The organism is Arcticibacter sp. (genome assembly GCF_053551015.1).
On sequence record NZ_JBMQOB010000016.1, the window covers coordinates 266,372 to 283,882 of the forward strand.

The following is a 17,511-nucleotide window of genomic DNA, read 5'->3' on the forward strand; positions in this document are numbered from 1 at the left end:
TTAATATTCGTAGATTTACGAATATTCATTATGTACGAATTCTGGGATTATCTCCAACATATAATAAACCCCGAGCTTCTACTCCGAGAAGGCGGGTTCTACGTTCTGTTATTTGTGGTATTCGCAGAGACAGGCTTATTCTTCGGATTTTTCCTTCCAGGTGATTATCTGCTGTTCTTAGCAGGTCTCTTTGTAGCTACCGACAAGCTGGATGTTTCCATCTATACACTAGTATTAGGCTTGATTGCGACGGCCGTAGCCGGCAATTTCGTAGGCTATTGGTTTGGGAAAAAGACAGGCCCTGTCCTCTATCTCAGGAAGGATACTACATTCTTCAAAAAGAAGTATCTCGTTGCCGCCGAAGCGTACTATAGAAAGCAGGGGGCTTTTGCACTGATAATGGGCAGATTTATTCCTATCGTTAGGACGTTTGCACCTATTGTTGCTGGCTTAATCAAACTAGACAGCAGGAAATTTGCTTTATATAATATTTCCGGGGCGATCTTATGGGTCGGTTCGCTTACTTTGCTGGGTTTTTTCCTAGGCAAAAGATTTGAGAAACAAATTGATCAGTATTTGTTATACATAATCGTAGGATTTATAGTGATAACAGCAGTCCCACTGGTACTGGCCTATTTCAAAAGAGACAACAAAAAAGGAACGATACAAATGAACGAAAATAATCAAAACAATGAGCAATTCTAATGCTTGGCACAGTGTAACACCAGGAAAGCAACTACCTGAATTTGTTAACGCAATCATCGAAATCCCTAAGGGATCAAAAGCAAAATACGAAATCGATAAAGAATCCGGTCTGCTGCGCCTAGACAGGATCCTTTTCTCATCAGTGATGTACCCAGCTAATTACGGCTTTATCCCACAGACCTACTGTGATGATGAGGATCCACTGGATATCCTGGTTCTTTGCTCAGTCGACGTATTTCCTATGTCACTTATAGAAGCTAAAGTTATAGGTGTTATGCACATGGTTGACAACGGTGAGCAGGATGATAAAATCATCGCCGTAGCTAAGAACGATATGTCAGTCAACTATATCGATGACCTGTCAGCACTACCTCCTCATACGATGAAAGAGATTGTACGTTTCTTTCAGGACTATAAAGCTCTGGAACATAAAAATGTCACGATCGAGCAACTTATGGGTAAAGAGGAAGCTTATAGAGTAATACAGGAATCGATCGAACTGTACGATAAAACCTATAGAAAGTAGTTATATAAATGGGCATCCAGATATTTTGGACTTTTTTCCTTGTTGTACTGAATGGCTTCTTCGTAGCGGCTGAATTCGCTATTGTTAAGGTCAGGGCCTCCCAGATCGAAATTCAGGCTAAATCAGGTAATCGCATGGCTAAAACAGCTAAGCACATTACCCAGCATTTAGATGGATATCTTGCTGCTACGCAGCTGGGTATTACGCTTGCCTCTCTGGGACTTGGTTGGGTAGGGGAGGAAGTGATGGAGCACATCCTGCAAAATATCCTTTATGCATTTGGATCTGATCCTGTGTTCGTTGCTTCGTTTACGAAGACAGCAGCTCCAATCATTGCCTTCGGTATTATTACAGTACTTCATATTGTGTTTGGAGAGTTAGCTCCGAAATCTATTGCGATCCAGAAGCCTATAGGGGTGACGATGGCCGTTTCGCTGCCGCTTCATTTCTTCTATATGCTCTTCCGCCCGTTTATATGGTTACTGAATGGCTTTGCAAATCTATTGCTGAGGTTAATTGGTATACAGGCTATAGGAGGGCATGAAGCCGCACATAGTTCCGAGGAACTGCAGTATCTGCTTGAGCAGGGAAAAGAGAGCGGGGCTCTTGACAGTAACGAACACGAACTGATCAAGAACGTGTTTGATTTCAATGAGCGGGTGGTCAAAAACATCATGGTGCCACGGACTAAGATTTCAGCAATTGAAATCACCGCCACTCCTGAAGACGTAATAGCGACAGTGGTGCGCGAAGGGTATTCAAGAATTCCGGTATATGATGAAACGATTGACAAGATCGTAGGTATCATCCATGCTAAAGATATCTTGCCTATCTTGGCCGATAAGAAGAACATGCTTGTAGCTGATATCATCAGAAAGCCATACTTTATTCCTGAGACGAAGAAGATCAATGATCTGATGAGTGAGTTTCAGTTAAATCGCATTCAGATAGCTATAGTCCTGGATGAGTTCGGAGGAACGGCAGGAATGGTGACCCTCGAAGACATCGTAGAGGAGCTCGTTGGCGAAATACAGGACGAGTTTGATGAAGAAAAACCTATCGTAGAAAAAGTTTCTGAGCATGAGTTCGTTGTAAATGCATCTGCATCTATCTATGATGTAAACGAATATCTGCCTCATGACTTGCCGGAGGATGAGAATTACGACACCGTAGGTGGACTCGTGGGCGACTTATTTGGAAAAATACCAGAAGTTGGCGAACGCAAGGAGTTCTATGGTTATATCATCACCGTCATGAAAAAGACGGAACAAAATATTGAATCTGTAAAACTTGACCTCGTCATCAATCAGGAAGACATGGTTGACGAACGATAACCGAATATGCATTTATTCTATACACCGGATATTTCTGGCAATGAGTATATCATGAACCCTGATGAAAGTAAACACTGCATCAGGGTTCTTCGATTACAAAAAGACGATACTATCCAGCTTATAGACGGTTCCGGCGGATTCTATGATGCCATCATCGTAAATCCGGATCCCAAGAAGACGCTGATAAAGATTACCAAAGTAATCAGAGAGTACCAGAAGCGAAATCATTATCTGCACATTGCAATAGCTCCAACGAAAAACATTGAGCGTCTGGAGTGGTTCCTGGAGAAAGCTACTGAAATCGGGATCGACGAGATAACCCCTCTTATCTGTGAGCGATCAGAGCGGAAGGAGGTAAAGCATGAGCGGCTTCAAAAGGTTATTACATCTGCCGTAAAGCAGTCTCTTAAAGCATATCACCCTCAATTAAACGAGACTGTTAAGTATAAGGATTTTATTAAGGGCGTCTCAGGGCCGTGCTTCATTGCTCACTGCATGGATGGAGAAAAGATTCAACTCAAAGACGGAATCGAGCCTAATGGACGTTATACTATTCTGATCGGTCCGGAAGGCGACTTTACAGCAACTGAACTACAGCTTGCCCTTGAGCATCAAAGTAGAGCCATCACGCTTGGAACTAGCCGTCTTCGTACTGAAACTGCTGCGCTTGAAGCTTGTTTTGAAATAAACTTTCTCAACAGATGATAAACAAACGGTCATGGGCGATATTGTTAATATGTCCTTTGATCCTCGCTTTTACTCATATTCCCTCGTATAAAATTGCGAGGCTCAAATACAACGGCGGGGGCGATTGGTATGGCAATCGTACGGCTCTTACCAACCTGATTGTGTTCACCAATACCAACCTTCACACAAACATCAACACACAAGAGGCGATTGCAGAAGCAGGAAGTTCAACCTTGTTCCAGTATCCATTCGTCTATATGACCGGACATGGCAACGTGGTATTCTCCGATGCGGAAGCAAAGAACCTAAGAAAGTATCTGCTTGCGGGAGGTTTTCTCCATATAGACGATAATTACGGACTTGATCAATACATACGTCCGCAGATGAAAAAAGTCTTTCCTAAGCTGGATTTTGTCGAATTGCCCACGTCTCATCCCATATACCACCAGAAGTTTGATTTTCCGGCAGGACTCCCTAAAATACATGAGCATGACGGCAAAAGGCCCCAAGGCTTCGCACTAATACATAATGGGCGCGTCGTCTGTTACTATACGTATGAAGCAGATTTGGGTAATGGATGGGAAGATGCGGGTACATATCCCGGAGATTCAGAAGCAACACGACTGAAGGCTTTGAAAATGGGTTCCAATTTACTTCAGTTCGTGTTTAGTCAGTAAGATCAAAGATGAGCTTATCTCACCTTTGATTCCGTTTTAGAGCGAGGCTGCACAAATTTCTTCTTACCTCGTGTAATAATTTCAGCAGAGCCGACCATGTTCATCGCACAGCGGAAACCAACCTCTGCACTGGTTTCATCCTGTTGCATAAACCTTCTGGTAGCCGGATTTAGCCAATATGCCCTGTCGTTCCATGAGCCACCTTTGTAAACCTTCGAACGGTCATTAACCAGGGTTGTGACACCGTATAATTCCTGATTGACGGTGTCTTTATATCCTCTCAGGTCATGAGTGAACTTAGCACCTGATAAGGTCTGCGTGCTATCGACCTGTCCATTGAGTTCCGCCCAGGTTTGCTTCCTGCGGGAAGTCGCAGGTTCCTTGATCGGGCGTCCATATTTATCTTTTGCATAGGTGCCTTTACTTACATCCGCTATGCGTTTATTTAAGTATTCATTACCGCGGAAAGGGTTGAAGTCGTCAAAATCTTCATAAGACATCTTGCGATAGGTATCAGCAACCCATTCGTTGACATTTCCTGCCATGTTATACAGCCCGAAGTCGTTCGGCATATAGCTCTTTACAGGCGCAGTAATATCCGCTTTATCATTCAGAGCACCACCGGTACCCATGTTATCACCTGCTGTTCTTTTAAAGTTCGCCATCATCAGACCTTGCGTCTTTCTGTTGGCCGATCTGACACCCAGGCCTGCCCATGGATAGATTTTCCCATCCGAGATATTCTCGTCCGAAGTATTTCCAGCTAGTGCCAAGGCAGCATATTCCCACTCGGCCTCAGAAGGCAGACGGTAATGCTCCTGCAGAACACCATCTTCTTTTCTCACCGGGCGGCGTACGTTTGCACTTCCTCTGGCACCTTCAGGTCCCGCTGCCGGGTTCAGGTCCCTTGGCATCCGCTTTCCATTGATACCTTCACCCTGATACTGCCCATTCAGATAGATATCCGTATTAAAAGGTTCATCAGTTGCCTCCACTTTATTGCCTTTTCTTGCGAGAGTTTTGAAATCCACCATCACACCGCGACTCCGCAGGATCAACTCATTTACCCTGTCTGTACGCCACTCCGCATACTCCCTGGCCTGATCCCAACTAATGCCAATCACCGGATAGTCCTGGTAAGCCGGATGCCGGAGATAGTTTTCTACGTAAGGTTCATTATAAGAGAGAGGCCTGCGCCAAACTAAGGTATCGGGAAGTGCGTTGTAGTAGTACTCTCTATCCTCAGGGAAATTCCGCTGGATCCAGTACAGATACTCTCCCCAATTCACATTTGAAACCTCAGTTTCATCCATATAGAACGATGGAACAGTGACTCGCCTTCTCAGATTATCGTTTTCATAAGCCAAATCCTCCTGCAAGCTGCCACCCATCACAAACGTTCCGCCTTCAATCGGAATCAATCCTGGACCAGGTGCCGGCTTCACATTCTCGGCAACGGTAAACCCCCCATTCTTGCTGTCGTTGTATGCCCAACCTGTGTTTGAAGAAACCTTGCTCTTGCAGCTCGTGGCTAAACAAGCAAGTCCTAAAACACCAGTTGTAAAAAGTATTGATAATCTTTTCATTGAGTATATAAAAGATAGAAGTGCAATAATAGGAATAATCACTTAAACGGAAAAGTGATTTGCAGGTGATATATGCTTAACTTCCTAAATATATTCTACATTTATACATGACGTTTTGTTCGTTCAGAACTATATTATTCATTTCCGCGCTGGTGTTGGCTTTCCGCACAAAAACTGAGGCTCAATCCACAGCTGAGCCGCTGGCTTCTTCCCCAATTAGTGGAGCCATCACAACGGCCTTACCCTTCCTGCGGATTAGTCCCGACGCGAAAAGCGGATCAATGGGCGATGCAGGCGTCGCCACACCGATAGATCCGGGCGCGCTGTATTCCAATCCTTCTAAAATTGCTTTTGCCCCCGAAAGAGCGGCTGTCGCCCTTTCTTATAGTCCCTGGCTGCGGAACCTGACGCCCGATATGTATATCTCCTATCTGAGCGGATATTACCGGCTGGATAATAAGAGTACTCTGGGGATGTCTGCGAAGTACTTTTCCATGGGCAATATTCAACTAAAAGACGAACTGTTCTCTCCACTGGGGACCTATAGCCCGATTGATCTTGCTCTTGATGCCACCTACGCCAGGCGCTTCGGCGAGTCCCTCGCTCTGGCTACCACTTTCCGGTTTATCTATTCAGATATCTCAGACGCGGAAAGCATGGACGCACAAACCTCCACATCAGCAACCGCGCTGGCTGTCGACATCTCGGCACATCAAAAAATGAATGTGTTCTTTGGCAACCAGGCGCACGAGCTTGCTTTCGGGATCAACATATCCAACATTGGGAATAAACTCTCCTATTTAAACAACGGAGAAAAGATGTTTCTTCCGACTAACTTGAAACTGGGATCTGCGCTTACCCTCAACCCTGGATCTGCCGCTCAAATGATGATTGCACTGGACTTCAATAAGCTTCTGGTTCCAACAAGTCCCCGGTTAGACAGTGAGGGTCAGATCACGGCCGGCAGAGATGCAGACCGATCAGTCGCTTCCGGCATCTTCGGCTCTTTTTCTGATGCTCCCGGCGGCTTCGCCGAGGAATTGCAGGAAGTGAGCCTCGGACTGGGGACGGAGTACTTAATCGATCAAAAGATGGGTATCCGGGCTGGATATCATTATGAACATCCCAATAAAGGTAGCCGGCGTTATCTGACGATGGGTGCAGGCTATCGCTACTCGCAAGTGCAGATGGATTTCGCCTATCTCCTCACAACCGTCAGAAACAGCCCGCTGGCAAATTCCCTCCGGATATCTCTCATGTATGCTTTTCGATAGTGCCCCTCCAGGCCAGAAGCCCTGAGTCTGTCACTATCCACCAGCACCCTCAGACGAAGCAATCGCCGTTGCGGGTTCGCTTGATCATGTAAAGTTTAGTAGGTTTGGCAAAAAAGAACAGTTATGAAAATAAAAGTTGGATTTGGTTTTGACGTACACCAGCTAAAGGAAAATCACCCTTTTGTTATTGGCGGAGTTCATCTTGAACATCATTCAGGCGCTTTCGGGCATTCAGATGCCGACGTTCTGCTACATGCGATCTGCGATGCACTTCTCGGTGCAGCCAACCTCGGAGACATAGGTTTCCACTTTTCCAACACAGATGACCGCTGGAAAGGCATCAGCAGTGCCCTTCTTTTAACGGAATGCGTTCGTCTGATTGGTGAGAAAGGATGGAAGATAGGTAATATCGACGCCATGCTCTGTCTGGAAGCACCTAAGATCAATCCTCACGTTCCGGCAATGAAGAAGAATATTGCAGAAGCCGCCGGTATCAGTGAAGAAGATATCTCCATCAAAGCGACAACCAATGAGACGATGGGCTTTATCGGGAGGCAAGAAGGCGTAGTCGCCTATGCAGTCTGCCTGATTGAAAAAGATACTACGGCTTAACGTCCGTAAAATCCACCCCACACTTATTACAACCGCTTGCGCATCCTTTTTTCGAACGCAAACTTCTGAAAATTAGTCGCCCTATATACGCCACAGCGAGGATAAACAAGACTAAAACAATGATTTCCTGTAGGTTCATATGCAAAGGTAAAGTTTTATTACTCCCTGATTGTCATTATATTTTAAAGTTGGAACGCGGAATTTTACGATTTAAATCGTACCTTTGCAAAAAATTTTTTAGGGCATTACATGCAGAATATCAGAAACATTGCAATTATAGCACACGTTGACCACGGTAAAACTACTTTGGTTGATAAAATTTTACACTCTTGTCAGTTATTCAGAGACAACGAACAAACAGGAGAGTTAATTTTAGATAATAACGATCTTGAACGTGAGCGAGGAATTACTATTGTAGCCAAAAACGTATCCGTAAACTACAAGGGAGTAAAAATCAATATCATAGACACCCCTGGTCACGCCGACTTCGGAGGTGAGGTAGAACGGGTGTTAAAAATGACTGACGGTGTTATTTTGCTTGTTGATGCATTCGAAGGAGCAATGCCTCAAACTCGTTTTGTAACCCAAAAGGCACTTGCTTTAGGTTTGAAGCCTATCGTTGTGGTAAACAAAGTTGATAAAGAAAACTGCCGCCCTGAAGAAGTATATGAGTCAATTTTCGAATTGTTCTTCAACCTGGATGCTACAGAAGATCAGTTAGACTTCCCTGTAATCTACGGTTCTTCTAAACAAGGATGGATGAGCACAGACTGGAAGCAGAAAACAGAAGATATCTTCCCTCTGCTAGACGCTATCTTAGAAAGCATTCCTCCTGCGCCAGTATCAGAAGGAACTCTTCAGATGCAGATCACCTCTCTGGATTACTCCTCATTCGTAGGTCGTATCGCTATTGGTCGTGTTGCAAGAGGCGTGATCAAAGAAAATATGCCGGTATCATTGGTAAAGCGCGACGGTACTATTCAGAAGTCCCGTATCAAAGAACTTTACACATTTGAAGGTCTGGGTAAAATCAAAGCAAAAGAAGTTAAAGCGGGTGATATCTGCGCAGTAGTAGGTATCGACGGATTTGACATCGGTGATACCATCGCTGATTTCGAAAATCCTGAGCAGCTTGAAACCATACATATTGATGAGCCAACAATGAACATGTTGTTCACCATCAATAACTCTCCATTCTTCGGTAAAGAAGGTAAGTTCGTTACTTCCCGTCACCTGCGTGACCGTCTTTACAAAGAAACAGAAAAGAACCTTGCATTAAGGGTTGTTGAAACAGAATCACCTGATGCGTACCTCGTTTACGGTAGAGGTATCCTTCACTTGTCTGTATTAATCGAAACGATGCGTCGTGAAGGTTATGAATTACAGGTAGGTCAGCCACAGGTTATCCTGAAAGAAATTGACGGTGTGAAGTGCGAGCCTATCGAGGTACTTATCGTTGACGTTCCTGCGGATGTCTCTGGTAAAGTAATCGAGCTGGTAACTCAGCGTAAAGGTGAGCTGTTGATCATGGAACCGAAAGGTGACTTACAGCACCTGGAATTTGATATCCCTGCGCGTGGTATCATCGGCCTTAGAAACAACGTCCTTACTGCAACTGCAGGAGAGGCAATCATGGCCCACCGTTTCAAGGCTTATGAGCCATGGAAAGGTACAATCCCAGGCAGATCTAACGGTGTATTGATCTCTATGGATAAAGGTACAACTACCGCATATTCTATCGATAAATTACAAGACAGAGGCCGTTTCTTCATCGAGCCGGGAGCTGAAGTGTACGAAGGTCAGATCATGGGTGAGCACATTCGTGAAAACGACCTGGTGATCAACCTAACCAAAGGAAAGCAGCTTACCAACATGCGTGCTTCCGGTACAGATGATAACACCCGTATCGCACCTGCTATTAAGTTCTCTTTGGAAGAGTCAATGGAGTACATCCAGAGTGACGAATACATCGAGGTAACTCCAAAAAGCATGCGTCTACGTAAGATCTATCTTAACGAAGGCGAGCGTAAAATCAACGCAAAGAAATTTGTTTAATTAACAAAAGAATAGATATGGAAGAGGCTGAATCTGAAAAGATTCAGCCTCTTTTTTTTGATAAAGGTTAAAGGCCCTGAAGATCTGTAATGAAAGATGCCGCTACCGCAGACACTGATAGTTCCTTACCGGCAGCCGAAGCCGCGTCCCGGGCCTCCACGAAACTCTCGTATGTGGGTTCGACCAAGATAGCATGACTCAAGGCAGCTGAAGGAAGTCCAATGTCCTGGCTGGCTAAACCGGGATGAATAACGGGGGCCGCAACGGGTACGCCATGACTCAGAAATGCAGCTACGCTGCCGCTGTTTCCCAGAGAATGCAGGGCGACCGATGTAATTCCCATACTGCAGGTTTGAATAAGAGCCGAGATCTCCCTAACTTGCAGGGGACCTGTTAACAGCACCTGTCCCTTCAATCCCGGAATACGTTCATATTCCTCCTTGTAGGTCCTCATTTCTGCTTCATCTCCTCCAATGAGTACCATCGCAGCGCGAATTCCCAGAGCATTAACTTCGGAAATGATGCTTTTCAAAAAGGCAACAAGCTCTTCGCCCGGCTCCACCGGACTGAACAAGCCAATGCGGAATACCGCGTCATCAGAAATGACCTTCTCCTTTGAAAAGGGGATGTTGGAGAAAAGCTGAAGTGGCCTCGCCTTGAAGCCAAGTGCTTTCATCTGGTTAAGATATACAGGCAGGTGACTGTGGATAAGCACTGGTCTGATCATATTCAGGCTCCGCTTCAGGATCTGCTGCTGAGCTAAGGCATGCAACTTCTGTTTAATTGACGCAGAGCGCCCCGTATCCGCCCAGGTTTCATGGAGCATCATGTGTACCTTACGAGTTTTTGCCAGATGTTTGATATCCTGGCCAAGTAGTAGGGGCAGACCCTTCACATCGAAAGATAAGGGAGTGTACTGAACGCTCAGCACATCGGGGTCGACAATTTCGGTCCACAACTTTGCCTGTTCCAAACGCCTGGACGGCTTCCAGTCTGCAGGAAGTCGAACAGCAGAAAGTATTTTCTTATCCGGTGCCTGGGTAGTGGAGCTAAGACTATTTACATAAGGGTCGCTCAGCGCCAGAGCGAAAGGATCATGGCCCTGCCTCACCAGCTCTTCAGATAGCTGGCGGACATAGTCACCCACAGCGTCGCGACTGGGTTCAAGGCATCCACATATAAAAAGTATTTTCATTCTGACAGTTTTACTGCGCTGCCTTACCCCTAACGCCAATCATACTCTAAGTCACGCTATACAATTCTAATGATTTAAGACACTGCGTCAGATAGCATAATGGTATGCAAAAATTTACATTGTTATACACAATTTCACACATCCCATCGAATTCTGCTCCCTGGCAGCAGCTAAGGTGTGCATATTGTGTACCTTCATTTTTCTATTCCCTTTAACAAGAATCTTAGTATTTTCGAAGATTAATCCACTACAAATGCAGGAGCAGTCGGCCGAACATGTAATAACCTACTATAACGAACACGTTCAGAATAAGTTAAATGATTATATCAAGGTCAATCCCAGGATAGAAGAAGCCTGGAACACACTGATCCGCTACGCCCCCCGCAAGCCCCTCCGCATTCTGGAGGTAGGATGTGGCATCGGGAGTATCTGCGCCCGGATGAGTAAACAGTGGCCTGAAGCCGAAATCCACGGCATCGATATCAGTACGCACTCCATTCAGATTGCCGATAAACTATTCGGCAGCTCAAAGCTCAAGTTTAAAAGCGGAATACTCACAGAGGATACCTACGACACGACTTTTGACCTCATTATCTTTATGGACGTCTATGAACATATCGCCGTGTCAGCCAGGCCGGTCGTTCATGCATCCCTTAAAAAGCTGCTGAACAATAAAGGCCATTTGTTTCTTTCCGTGCCAACGCCGCATTACCTCAAATGGTCTGCAAAGCACAAGCCTGAAACGATGCAACCCGTAGATGAGCATATCTCCTTCGATGTGATCGGTAAACTGGCCGCCGACATTGAAGCAGATGTCCTGCTTTATCAGATCAAGGATATCTGGAATCAGGGAGACTACGCACATATCGTTTTTGAAAAGAACGATAACTTTGAAGCCGCGTTCTTCCACCAGAAGCCCGTTACCCTGCAGCAGCGGTCAAAACGTATAGTCAACAAAGGAATTTACAGGCTGGGTAGCCTTTTACGCCGTTCGTACGTCAGAAATAAGCTGAAATAAGATGGCGAAACTCTGCATCATCAAGCCCAATCCCTCTACGTATTCAGAGACTTTTATCCAGTCGCACGTTGATTTTCTTCCGATGGATAAAAAGGTCCTCTACGGCGGCGCCTTTCCGCTGTACAAGGATGACGGAAAGTTCCTCATCCCCACTTTCTGGGGCATAGCGAGCTACCTGTTTCAAAAACGCGTATTGAAGAGACGGAATATTCCCGTCCGCACCAAAGCCCTGGTATCCTATCTCCGCAAAGAGCAGATCGATGTGGTGCTGGCCGAGTACGGTACCGTGGGTGCAATGATAGCCGAAGCCTGCAAGCTGGCCGGTGTACCCCTGGTCATTCATTTTCATGGCGCCGATGCGCACCATCATCCAACCATCAGCGAGTACAAGGAAGCGTATAAGCAAGCCTTTGCTTACGCTTCAACGATCATTGGGGTCTCGAACGACATGATCAGCAGTCTGCGTCAGTTGGGCGCTCCGCAGGAAAAGCTGGTGCTCAATCCCTACGGGATCAATACCGAGCGATTTTCTCCTTCGGATGAACGCACCAGGTCAAATAGTACCTTCTTGTTTGTGGGTCGCTTCGTCAGCAAGAAATCCCCTCAAACCACCATCAAAGCCTTTCAGGAGGTAGCGAAACGCTATCCTGAAGCCCGGCTCATCATGGCAGGAGCTGGCCCCTTGCTCGAAGAATCCAAAGCACTCGCTCAGGAGCTGGGTTTGACCGAAAAGATCACCTTCACTGGTGTGCTTCCTTCCGACGAGATCAGTAAGCTTCTCAAAGAGAGCTGTTGCTTCGTGCAGCACTCCGTGACGCCGCCGGATGGCGATATGGAAGGCACTCCCAACACCATTCTTGAAGCGGCCGCAGCGGGACTCCCTATCGTCAGCACTCGCCATGCGGGAATCAAAGAAGCCGTTATCGACGGCAAGACCGGCTATCTCGTGGATGAATACGATACGCAGGGAATGGCTGCTAAGATGGCCGAGATTCTCGCCGCCCCGGAACGCGCTCGCGAGATGGGTAACGAGGGTAGAAAACACATCTTGCAGAACTATACTCTGTCCGACCGGATCGCCAGGCTGAATTCCATACTGGAGCAGGCCATCGAAACAAAACACGCACACGCTTAATGAATTTACTACAGAAGCAGGGATTCTATAACAGCATCATTCTATATGCAGGAACTGTATTGGGTTTTCTCAACCTGATCATCCTGTTCCAGCGCATCCTTACGAAAGAAGAGATCGGCTTCTACACCCTGGTCATCACCATCTCGGGGTTATACGCTCAGATCGCCTCCCTGGGCGTAAATGGCGTTATCCTGAAGTACTTCCCCGTGTTTCGTACCGAGAATAGAACACACAAGGGCTTCATCACCCTCATCGCACTGTGGAGTACATTGAGCTTCGCGGCTTTCACCCTGCTCTTTGTGTTGTTTAAAGGTCTGATCATGGATCAGTACGAAGACAAGTCGGGTGCCGGGCTCATGGTACAGCACTACTATTACCTCATCCCGATATCGTTCCTCACCTTGCTGTTTACTATTCTGGAAAGTCTGGCCCGAACAGTTTTCAAGAACGTTTTTTCGGCTTTTCTCAAGGAGTTCTTACTTCGCTTCATGACAAGCGTAACTGTGCTCCTGATGGCTGCTTCCTGGTTCGACTATAACGGCTTTCTGATGGCTTACCTGGTAGCTAATGCGCTGATTGCGCTGCTCCTCTGGTACAGTATCGCAAAGGGTAAGCATTTCAGGTTCGGACAAATTGCACCGGAAGTTAAATCTCAGCGGAAAGAACTGCTCAATTACGGACTCTTTTCGGTCATCAGCGGTGGCTCGTTCGGGCTTGTTCAGGGAATGGCGGTGCTCATGCTTAGTGTGATAGCAGACCGCTCGCTGGAGCTTGTTGGCATCTACGGTACCTTCTTCGGAATAGCTGTGGTCATCAGCCTTCCTGCCAAAGCTCTTGGCCGCACTTCTTACCAGATCGTCTCCGAGGCATGGGCACAGAACGACCTTAAAAAGATCGACCGCATCTATAAAAAGACTTCACTCGTGCAGTTCATCATTGGCTGCCTGCTCCTGATCGGACTGATCATCAACTATGACCACATCCTGTTCCTCATGCACAAGCCTGAATACGACCAGTATTTCTGGGTGTTTGTGATCGTGGGACTGACCTTCCTGGTCGACATAACCGGGGGACTAAACGGTCAGATCATCAACTTCTCCCGCTATTATCGCTACACCACGTACATGATCACCGCGGCAGTCTTCGTTTGCGCATTTCTAAACTGGCTGCTGATCCCTCATTTCGGGCTGATAGGCGCCGCGCTTTCGTATCTGCTCATCATGGTGATCCTGAACTTTCTCTACTGGCTGTTTATCCTTCTGAAATTCAAACTGCAGCCTTTCGATAGTAAATACCTGGCTGTTCTGCTGATCTCCGTCCTCAGCCTGGCGGCCGGCATTTACATCCCGGTGTTCGACAATTTCCTGTTGGATATAAGCATTCGTTCCGTGGCAGCTACGCTGATCTTTACGGGCTGCATTCTGGGCTTTAATATCTCAGAGGACATCAATGAGCTCTATCGTAACGCGCTGAAAAAAGTGGGGTTGAAGTAATTATCTTTCACTATCCGCGGATACAGAAAATTGTTAGTTTTGCATACTATGCAAAATCCGGCACCTATAGCTCTGTTCGTTTACAACCGTCCCGATCATGCACGACGCACCCTGGCTTTTCTCAAGAAAAACTACCTGGCGGAAGAGTCGCGTCTGTTCATCTTTTCTGATGCCGCAAGGCCCGGAGACGAAGACAAAGTAAACGAAGTGCGGGAGCTGATTGCCAATGTGGAAGGCTTCAGAAGCGTGGAAGTCATCCGCCGTCCGCATAACTTCGGACTAGCTAATTCCGTGATTGATGGCGTTACCCGCCTGTCACGCGAATACGGTAAGGTGATCGTCCTCGAAGACGATGTTATCACCTCGCCACATACGCTTCAGTATTTCAACGAAGGCTTAAGAAAGTATGAGCATGTAGATCAGGTGATGCATATAACCGCTTACATGTACAACCTGAAGGAGAACAAGCTCCCTGAGACCTTTTTCCTTCGCATAGCAAGCAGCCAGGCATGGGCAACATGGGATCGCGCCTGGAAATTCTTTGAACCGGACATCGATCTGCTGATGAGTAAATTCGACCGTCGCTCGAAACATGAGTTCGAGGTGGAAGGAGCCATGAACTTCTGGAAACACATGAAGCAGTTCAAAGCCGGTAAAAACAACTCATGGGCTATCCGCTGGTACGCCTCCGTATTCCTGAATAAAGGACTTTCGCTCAACCCGAGAGTTTCATTGATCGACAATATCGGTCACGATGGTACCGGCGTTCATTCGGCAGTAGGAGAGATCTACCGCAGCCCGATCTATCCGAACCGGATCACCAGCTTCCCTGAAACCATCGAAGAGCACCCGGAAGCCTTCGGTATACTCAAAGACTTCCTTAAACACCGCAAAGGCAGTCTCCTCAAACGCGGAATCCGCTACTTCAACCACGTCATCACCAAGTTCAAAGCCAGGTAAAAAACGTAATTTTACCGGCTGTGAAGGTAGTTCATATAAACACATACGATGGAAATGGCGGGGCAGGCCGCGCATGTCTCCGCTTGCATCAGGCCTTGCTTGCCGAAGGCGTACAATCAGAAGTCTGGGTGAGCTATAAATTCGGCTCCAATCCCCGCATTAAGAGCTTCTCCGCTTCGTTCTTAGCCAAAGGCTTCTCGGCATTCGGTATCCTGCTGGAGCGTTACTATTCTTCCTTTATTTCCAAACCGGTAAAGATCCCTTTTTCGGCTTCGATATGGGGAAAGGACATTACGCGCAATAGGGCTATTATGGAAGCCGATATCATCCACATGCACTGGATCAACCATGCCTTCCTGCGTCCCGAAGACCTTGCCCGTCTGAGCAAGCTGAACAAGCCTGTTGTATGGACCTTCCACGACAGTAATGCCTTTACCGGCGGATGCCATGTGCGCTACAACTGCGATCATTTCGAAAGAAGCTGCGGCAACTGCCCTATCCTGAAAAATGAACACCCGGCAGATAACTCCAATAAGATCTGGAAGCGCAAGCAAAAGGCCTATAGCCAGCTGCGCTTTTCTATCGTGGCACCCAGCAGGTGGATGCATCAGTCTATCCTCAGAAGCTCGCTGCTGAAAGATGCGCAGGTGGAGGTAATCCCCAATACGCTGGAAACGGAAGTTTTCCGGCCGTGGGACAAGCAGGCTGCCCGCATGCAACTGGGCTTGGCCGAAGATAAATTTATCATGTTAAGCGGCTTTATGCCTTCGCGCAAGGACCTGCATAAGGGTACACCCTATTTGCTCGAGGCCTTGCAGATCCTGATAGACCAAGGTCTTGTCAGAAAGGAAAACGTGGAGCTGATCATCTTCGGAAACAAAGATACGGCCAACGTACCCGATTTTCCTGTGAACACCACCTTTCTCGGAACCATTTCCAATGACGAGAAACTGAGTATCTGCTACAGTGCCGCCGATGTATTCCTCACCCCATCTCTGGAAGATAACCTCCCCAATACGGTTATGGAGAGTCTATCCTGCGGAACGCCTGTGGTGGCCTTTACAACCGGCGGTATTCCCGATATGGTGACCCATCTGGAGAATGGCTACCTGGCCGCCTACAAGTCGTCAGAGGATTTCGCCAAGGGAATCTCCTGGGTGGAACAGCATCAGGACCGCCGTAAGCTGGACCAGGCAGCCCGCGAAGCTGTCATGAACCGCTTCTCAGAGAAAGTGATTGCCCGGAAGCACCTGGCTTTATATCAGGAAGTATCCGGGATATCAAGTGAGCCAGCGTTCCAGCCTACACTTAGCGTCATCACGGTCGTGTACAACAATGTACAGGATATCGAACGAACGTTGCGTTCGGTAGTCAACCAAACCTACCGGAATATAGAATATATTGTCATCGATGGCGGATCCACCGACGGCACCCTCGAGGTGCTCAACCGCTACCGCTCCAGAATAGCTACGCTTGTCAGCGAAAAGGACAAGGGTATTTACGATGCCATGAATAAAGGGCTCGCTCTCGCTACCGGAGATTATGTGCTCTTTATGAATTCCGGTGATGAGATCTATGCCACCGAAACCGTCGAGCGGATCTTTGCTTCGGCCAGCAATGCCGATATCTATTATGGCGAGACAGAGATGTATAATGAGCGATGGGAGAGCCTCGGTCGCAGGCGGCACCAGGCTCCCGAAAAGCTGACACATGGCAGCTTCCGGTATGGCATGAGCGTCAGCCACCAGGCGATCTATATACGCCGTGCTATATTGCAGCCCTACGACCCGAAATATCAGTTAAGCGCAGATATCGACTGGATCCTGAGCGCCGTAAAGAAGGCGCCGCGCATCAAAAATACAGGGATGTATGTGGCGAAGTATCTGGTAGGGGGGATGTCTAAGCGCAAACACCGTCAAAGTCTGAAAGAACGTTTTGATATTTTCAGCAAACACTACGGCTTCATTCCCAATGTTTTGAACCATCTCGTTATCAGCGCCAGGCTCCTTAGCTATTACCTCCGCCACAGGCGCACCAACGATTAAAATCCTTTGATTCTATAGTATTTTGTCATGCCCTGCTTAGGAAACTGCTTATACCGGCGCTATTTCAACCGCGGATCAGCTTCGCATCAGGTTCGGACCAACTTCGGACCAACTTCGAGAATGCTCGAAGCAAATGCGTTGTTGACAGGTAGTTGGTCCGGCTTTAATTTGATTCTTTACTTATGCTAATATAAGCAAGGAATAAAGAA

Annotated in this window: 16 protein-coding genes; 13 read left to right on the forward strand and 3 right to left on the reverse strand. The window is 47.0% G+C overall.

Annotated elements, in window-relative coordinates; genetic code table 11:
* The first annotated feature begins 30 nt into the window (after positions 1-30).
* From ACO1NU_RS11115 to ACO1NU_RS11135, 5 genes are read left to right on the forward strand one after another with little or no spacing between them, the layout of a single operon-like run.
* Positions 31-705 carry a DedA family protein gene (locus ACO1NU_RS11115; protein WP_448818549.1) on the forward strand — a complete coding sequence of 225 codons (675 nt, stop codon included), beginning with the start codon at positions 31-33 and terminating at the stop codon, positions 703-705.
* Positions 692-1,231, forward strand: coding sequence for an inorganic diphosphatase (locus ACO1NU_RS11120; protein WP_448818550.1), 540 nt, complete (start codon positions 692-694; stop codon positions 1,229-1,231). The genes ACO1NU_RS11115 and ACO1NU_RS11120 overlap by 14 nt, the downstream gene beginning before the upstream one ends.
* 8 nt (positions 1,232-1,239) lie before the next feature.
* Complete coding sequence (locus tag ACO1NU_RS11125) at positions 1,240-2,565, forward strand: hemolysin family protein (RefSeq protein ID WP_448818551.1); 1,326 nt, start codon at positions 1,240-1,242, stop codon at positions 2,563-2,565.
* Between the two features lie 6 nt (positions 2,566-2,571).
* Entirely contained in the window at positions 2,572-3,270 is a 699-nt protein-coding gene (locus ACO1NU_RS11130) for a 16S rRNA (uracil(1498)-N(3))-methyltransferase (RefSeq protein ID WP_448818552.1), read from the forward strand.
* Positions 3,267-3,929, forward strand: coding sequence for a DUF4159 domain-containing protein (locus ACO1NU_RS11135; protein ID WP_448818553.1), 663 nt, complete (start codon positions 3,267-3,269; stop codon positions 3,927-3,929). Before ACO1NU_RS11130 ends, ACO1NU_RS11135 begins: the two co-directional genes overlap by 4 nt.
* A gap of 14 nt (positions 3,930-3,943) precedes the next feature.
* Here the strand turns inward: ACO1NU_RS11135 and ACO1NU_RS11140 are convergent, their stop codons facing one another.
* Entirely contained in the window at positions 3,944-5,515 is a 1,572-nt protein-coding gene (locus ACO1NU_RS11140) for an SUMF1/EgtB/PvdO family nonheme iron enzyme (protein ID WP_448818554.1), read from the reverse strand.
* 107 nt (positions 5,516-5,622) lie between these two features.
* Between ACO1NU_RS11140 and porV the strand changes: the two genes are divergently transcribed.
* On the forward strand, positions 5,623-6,789 hold the full coding sequence (gene porV, locus ACO1NU_RS11145; RefSeq protein WP_448818555.1) for a type IX secretion system outer membrane channel protein PorV: 1,167 nt from the start codon (positions 5,623-5,625) through the stop codon (positions 6,787-6,789).
* Between the two features lie 123 nt (positions 6,790-6,912).
* Positions 6,913-7,401 carry a 2-C-methyl-D-erythritol 2,4-cyclodiphosphate synthase gene (ispF, locus tag ACO1NU_RS11150; protein WP_448818556.1) on the forward strand — a complete coding sequence of 163 codons (489 nt, stop codon included), beginning with the start codon at positions 6,913-6,915 and terminating at the stop codon, positions 7,399-7,401.
* On the opposite strand, the gene ACO1NU_RS11155 is transcribed toward ispF, so the two are convergent.
* Positions 7,391-7,540, reverse strand: coding sequence for a FeoB-associated Cys-rich membrane protein (locus ACO1NU_RS11155; protein WP_448818557.1), 150 nt, complete (start codon positions 7,538-7,540; stop codon positions 7,391-7,393). The genes ispF and ACO1NU_RS11155 overlap by 11 nt on opposite strands.
* A gap of 110 nt (positions 7,541-7,650) precedes the next feature.
* On the opposite strand from ACO1NU_RS11155, the gene typA reads away from it, so the two are divergent.
* On the forward strand, positions 7,651-9,456 hold the full coding sequence (typA, locus tag ACO1NU_RS11160; RefSeq protein WP_448818558.1) for a translational GTPase TypA: 1,806 nt from the start codon (positions 7,651-7,653) through the stop codon (positions 9,454-9,456).
* Between the two features lie 67 nt (positions 9,457-9,523).
* On the opposite strand, the gene ACO1NU_RS11165 is transcribed toward typA, so the two are convergent.
* Positions 9,524-10,651 carry a hypothetical protein gene (locus ACO1NU_RS11165; protein WP_448818559.1) on the reverse strand — a complete coding sequence of 376 codons (1,128 nt, stop codon included), beginning with the start codon at positions 10,649-10,651 and terminating at the stop codon, positions 9,524-9,526.
* A 253-nt stretch (positions 10,652-10,904) separates the two neighbouring features.
* On the opposite strand from ACO1NU_RS11165, the gene ACO1NU_RS11170 reads away from it, so the two are divergent.
* The 5 genes from ACO1NU_RS11170 to ACO1NU_RS11190 are packed head-to-tail and all read left to right on the forward strand — an operon-like array spanning position 10,905 to position 17,302.
* Positions 10,905-11,669 carry a class I SAM-dependent methyltransferase gene (locus ACO1NU_RS11170; protein ID WP_448818560.1) on the forward strand — a complete coding sequence of 255 codons (765 nt, stop codon included), beginning with the start codon at positions 10,905-10,907 and terminating at the stop codon, positions 11,667-11,669.
* A gap of 1 nt (position 11,670) precedes the next feature.
* Positions 11,671-12,804, forward strand: coding sequence for a glycosyltransferase family 4 protein (locus ACO1NU_RS11175; protein ID WP_448818561.1), 1,134 nt, complete (start codon positions 11,671-11,673; stop codon positions 12,802-12,804).
* Positions 12,804-14,297, forward strand: coding sequence for an oligosaccharide flippase family protein (locus ACO1NU_RS11180; RefSeq protein WP_448818562.1), 1,494 nt, complete (start codon positions 12,804-12,806; stop codon positions 14,295-14,297). Before ACO1NU_RS11175 ends, ACO1NU_RS11180 begins: the two co-directional genes overlap by 1 nt.
* 48 nt (positions 14,298-14,345) lie before the next feature.
* Positions 14,346-15,257: a glycosyltransferase gene (locus ACO1NU_RS11185; protein WP_448818563.1), complete on the forward strand. Its 912-nt coding sequence runs from the start codon at positions 14,346-14,348 to the stop codon at positions 15,255-15,257.
* A 20-nt stretch (positions 15,258-15,277) separates the two neighbouring features.
* Positions 15,278-17,302, forward strand: coding sequence for a glycosyltransferase (locus ACO1NU_RS11190; RefSeq protein ID WP_448818564.1), 2,025 nt, complete (start codon positions 15,278-15,280; stop codon positions 17,300-17,302).
* Positions 17,303-17,511 lie beyond the last annotated feature (209 nt).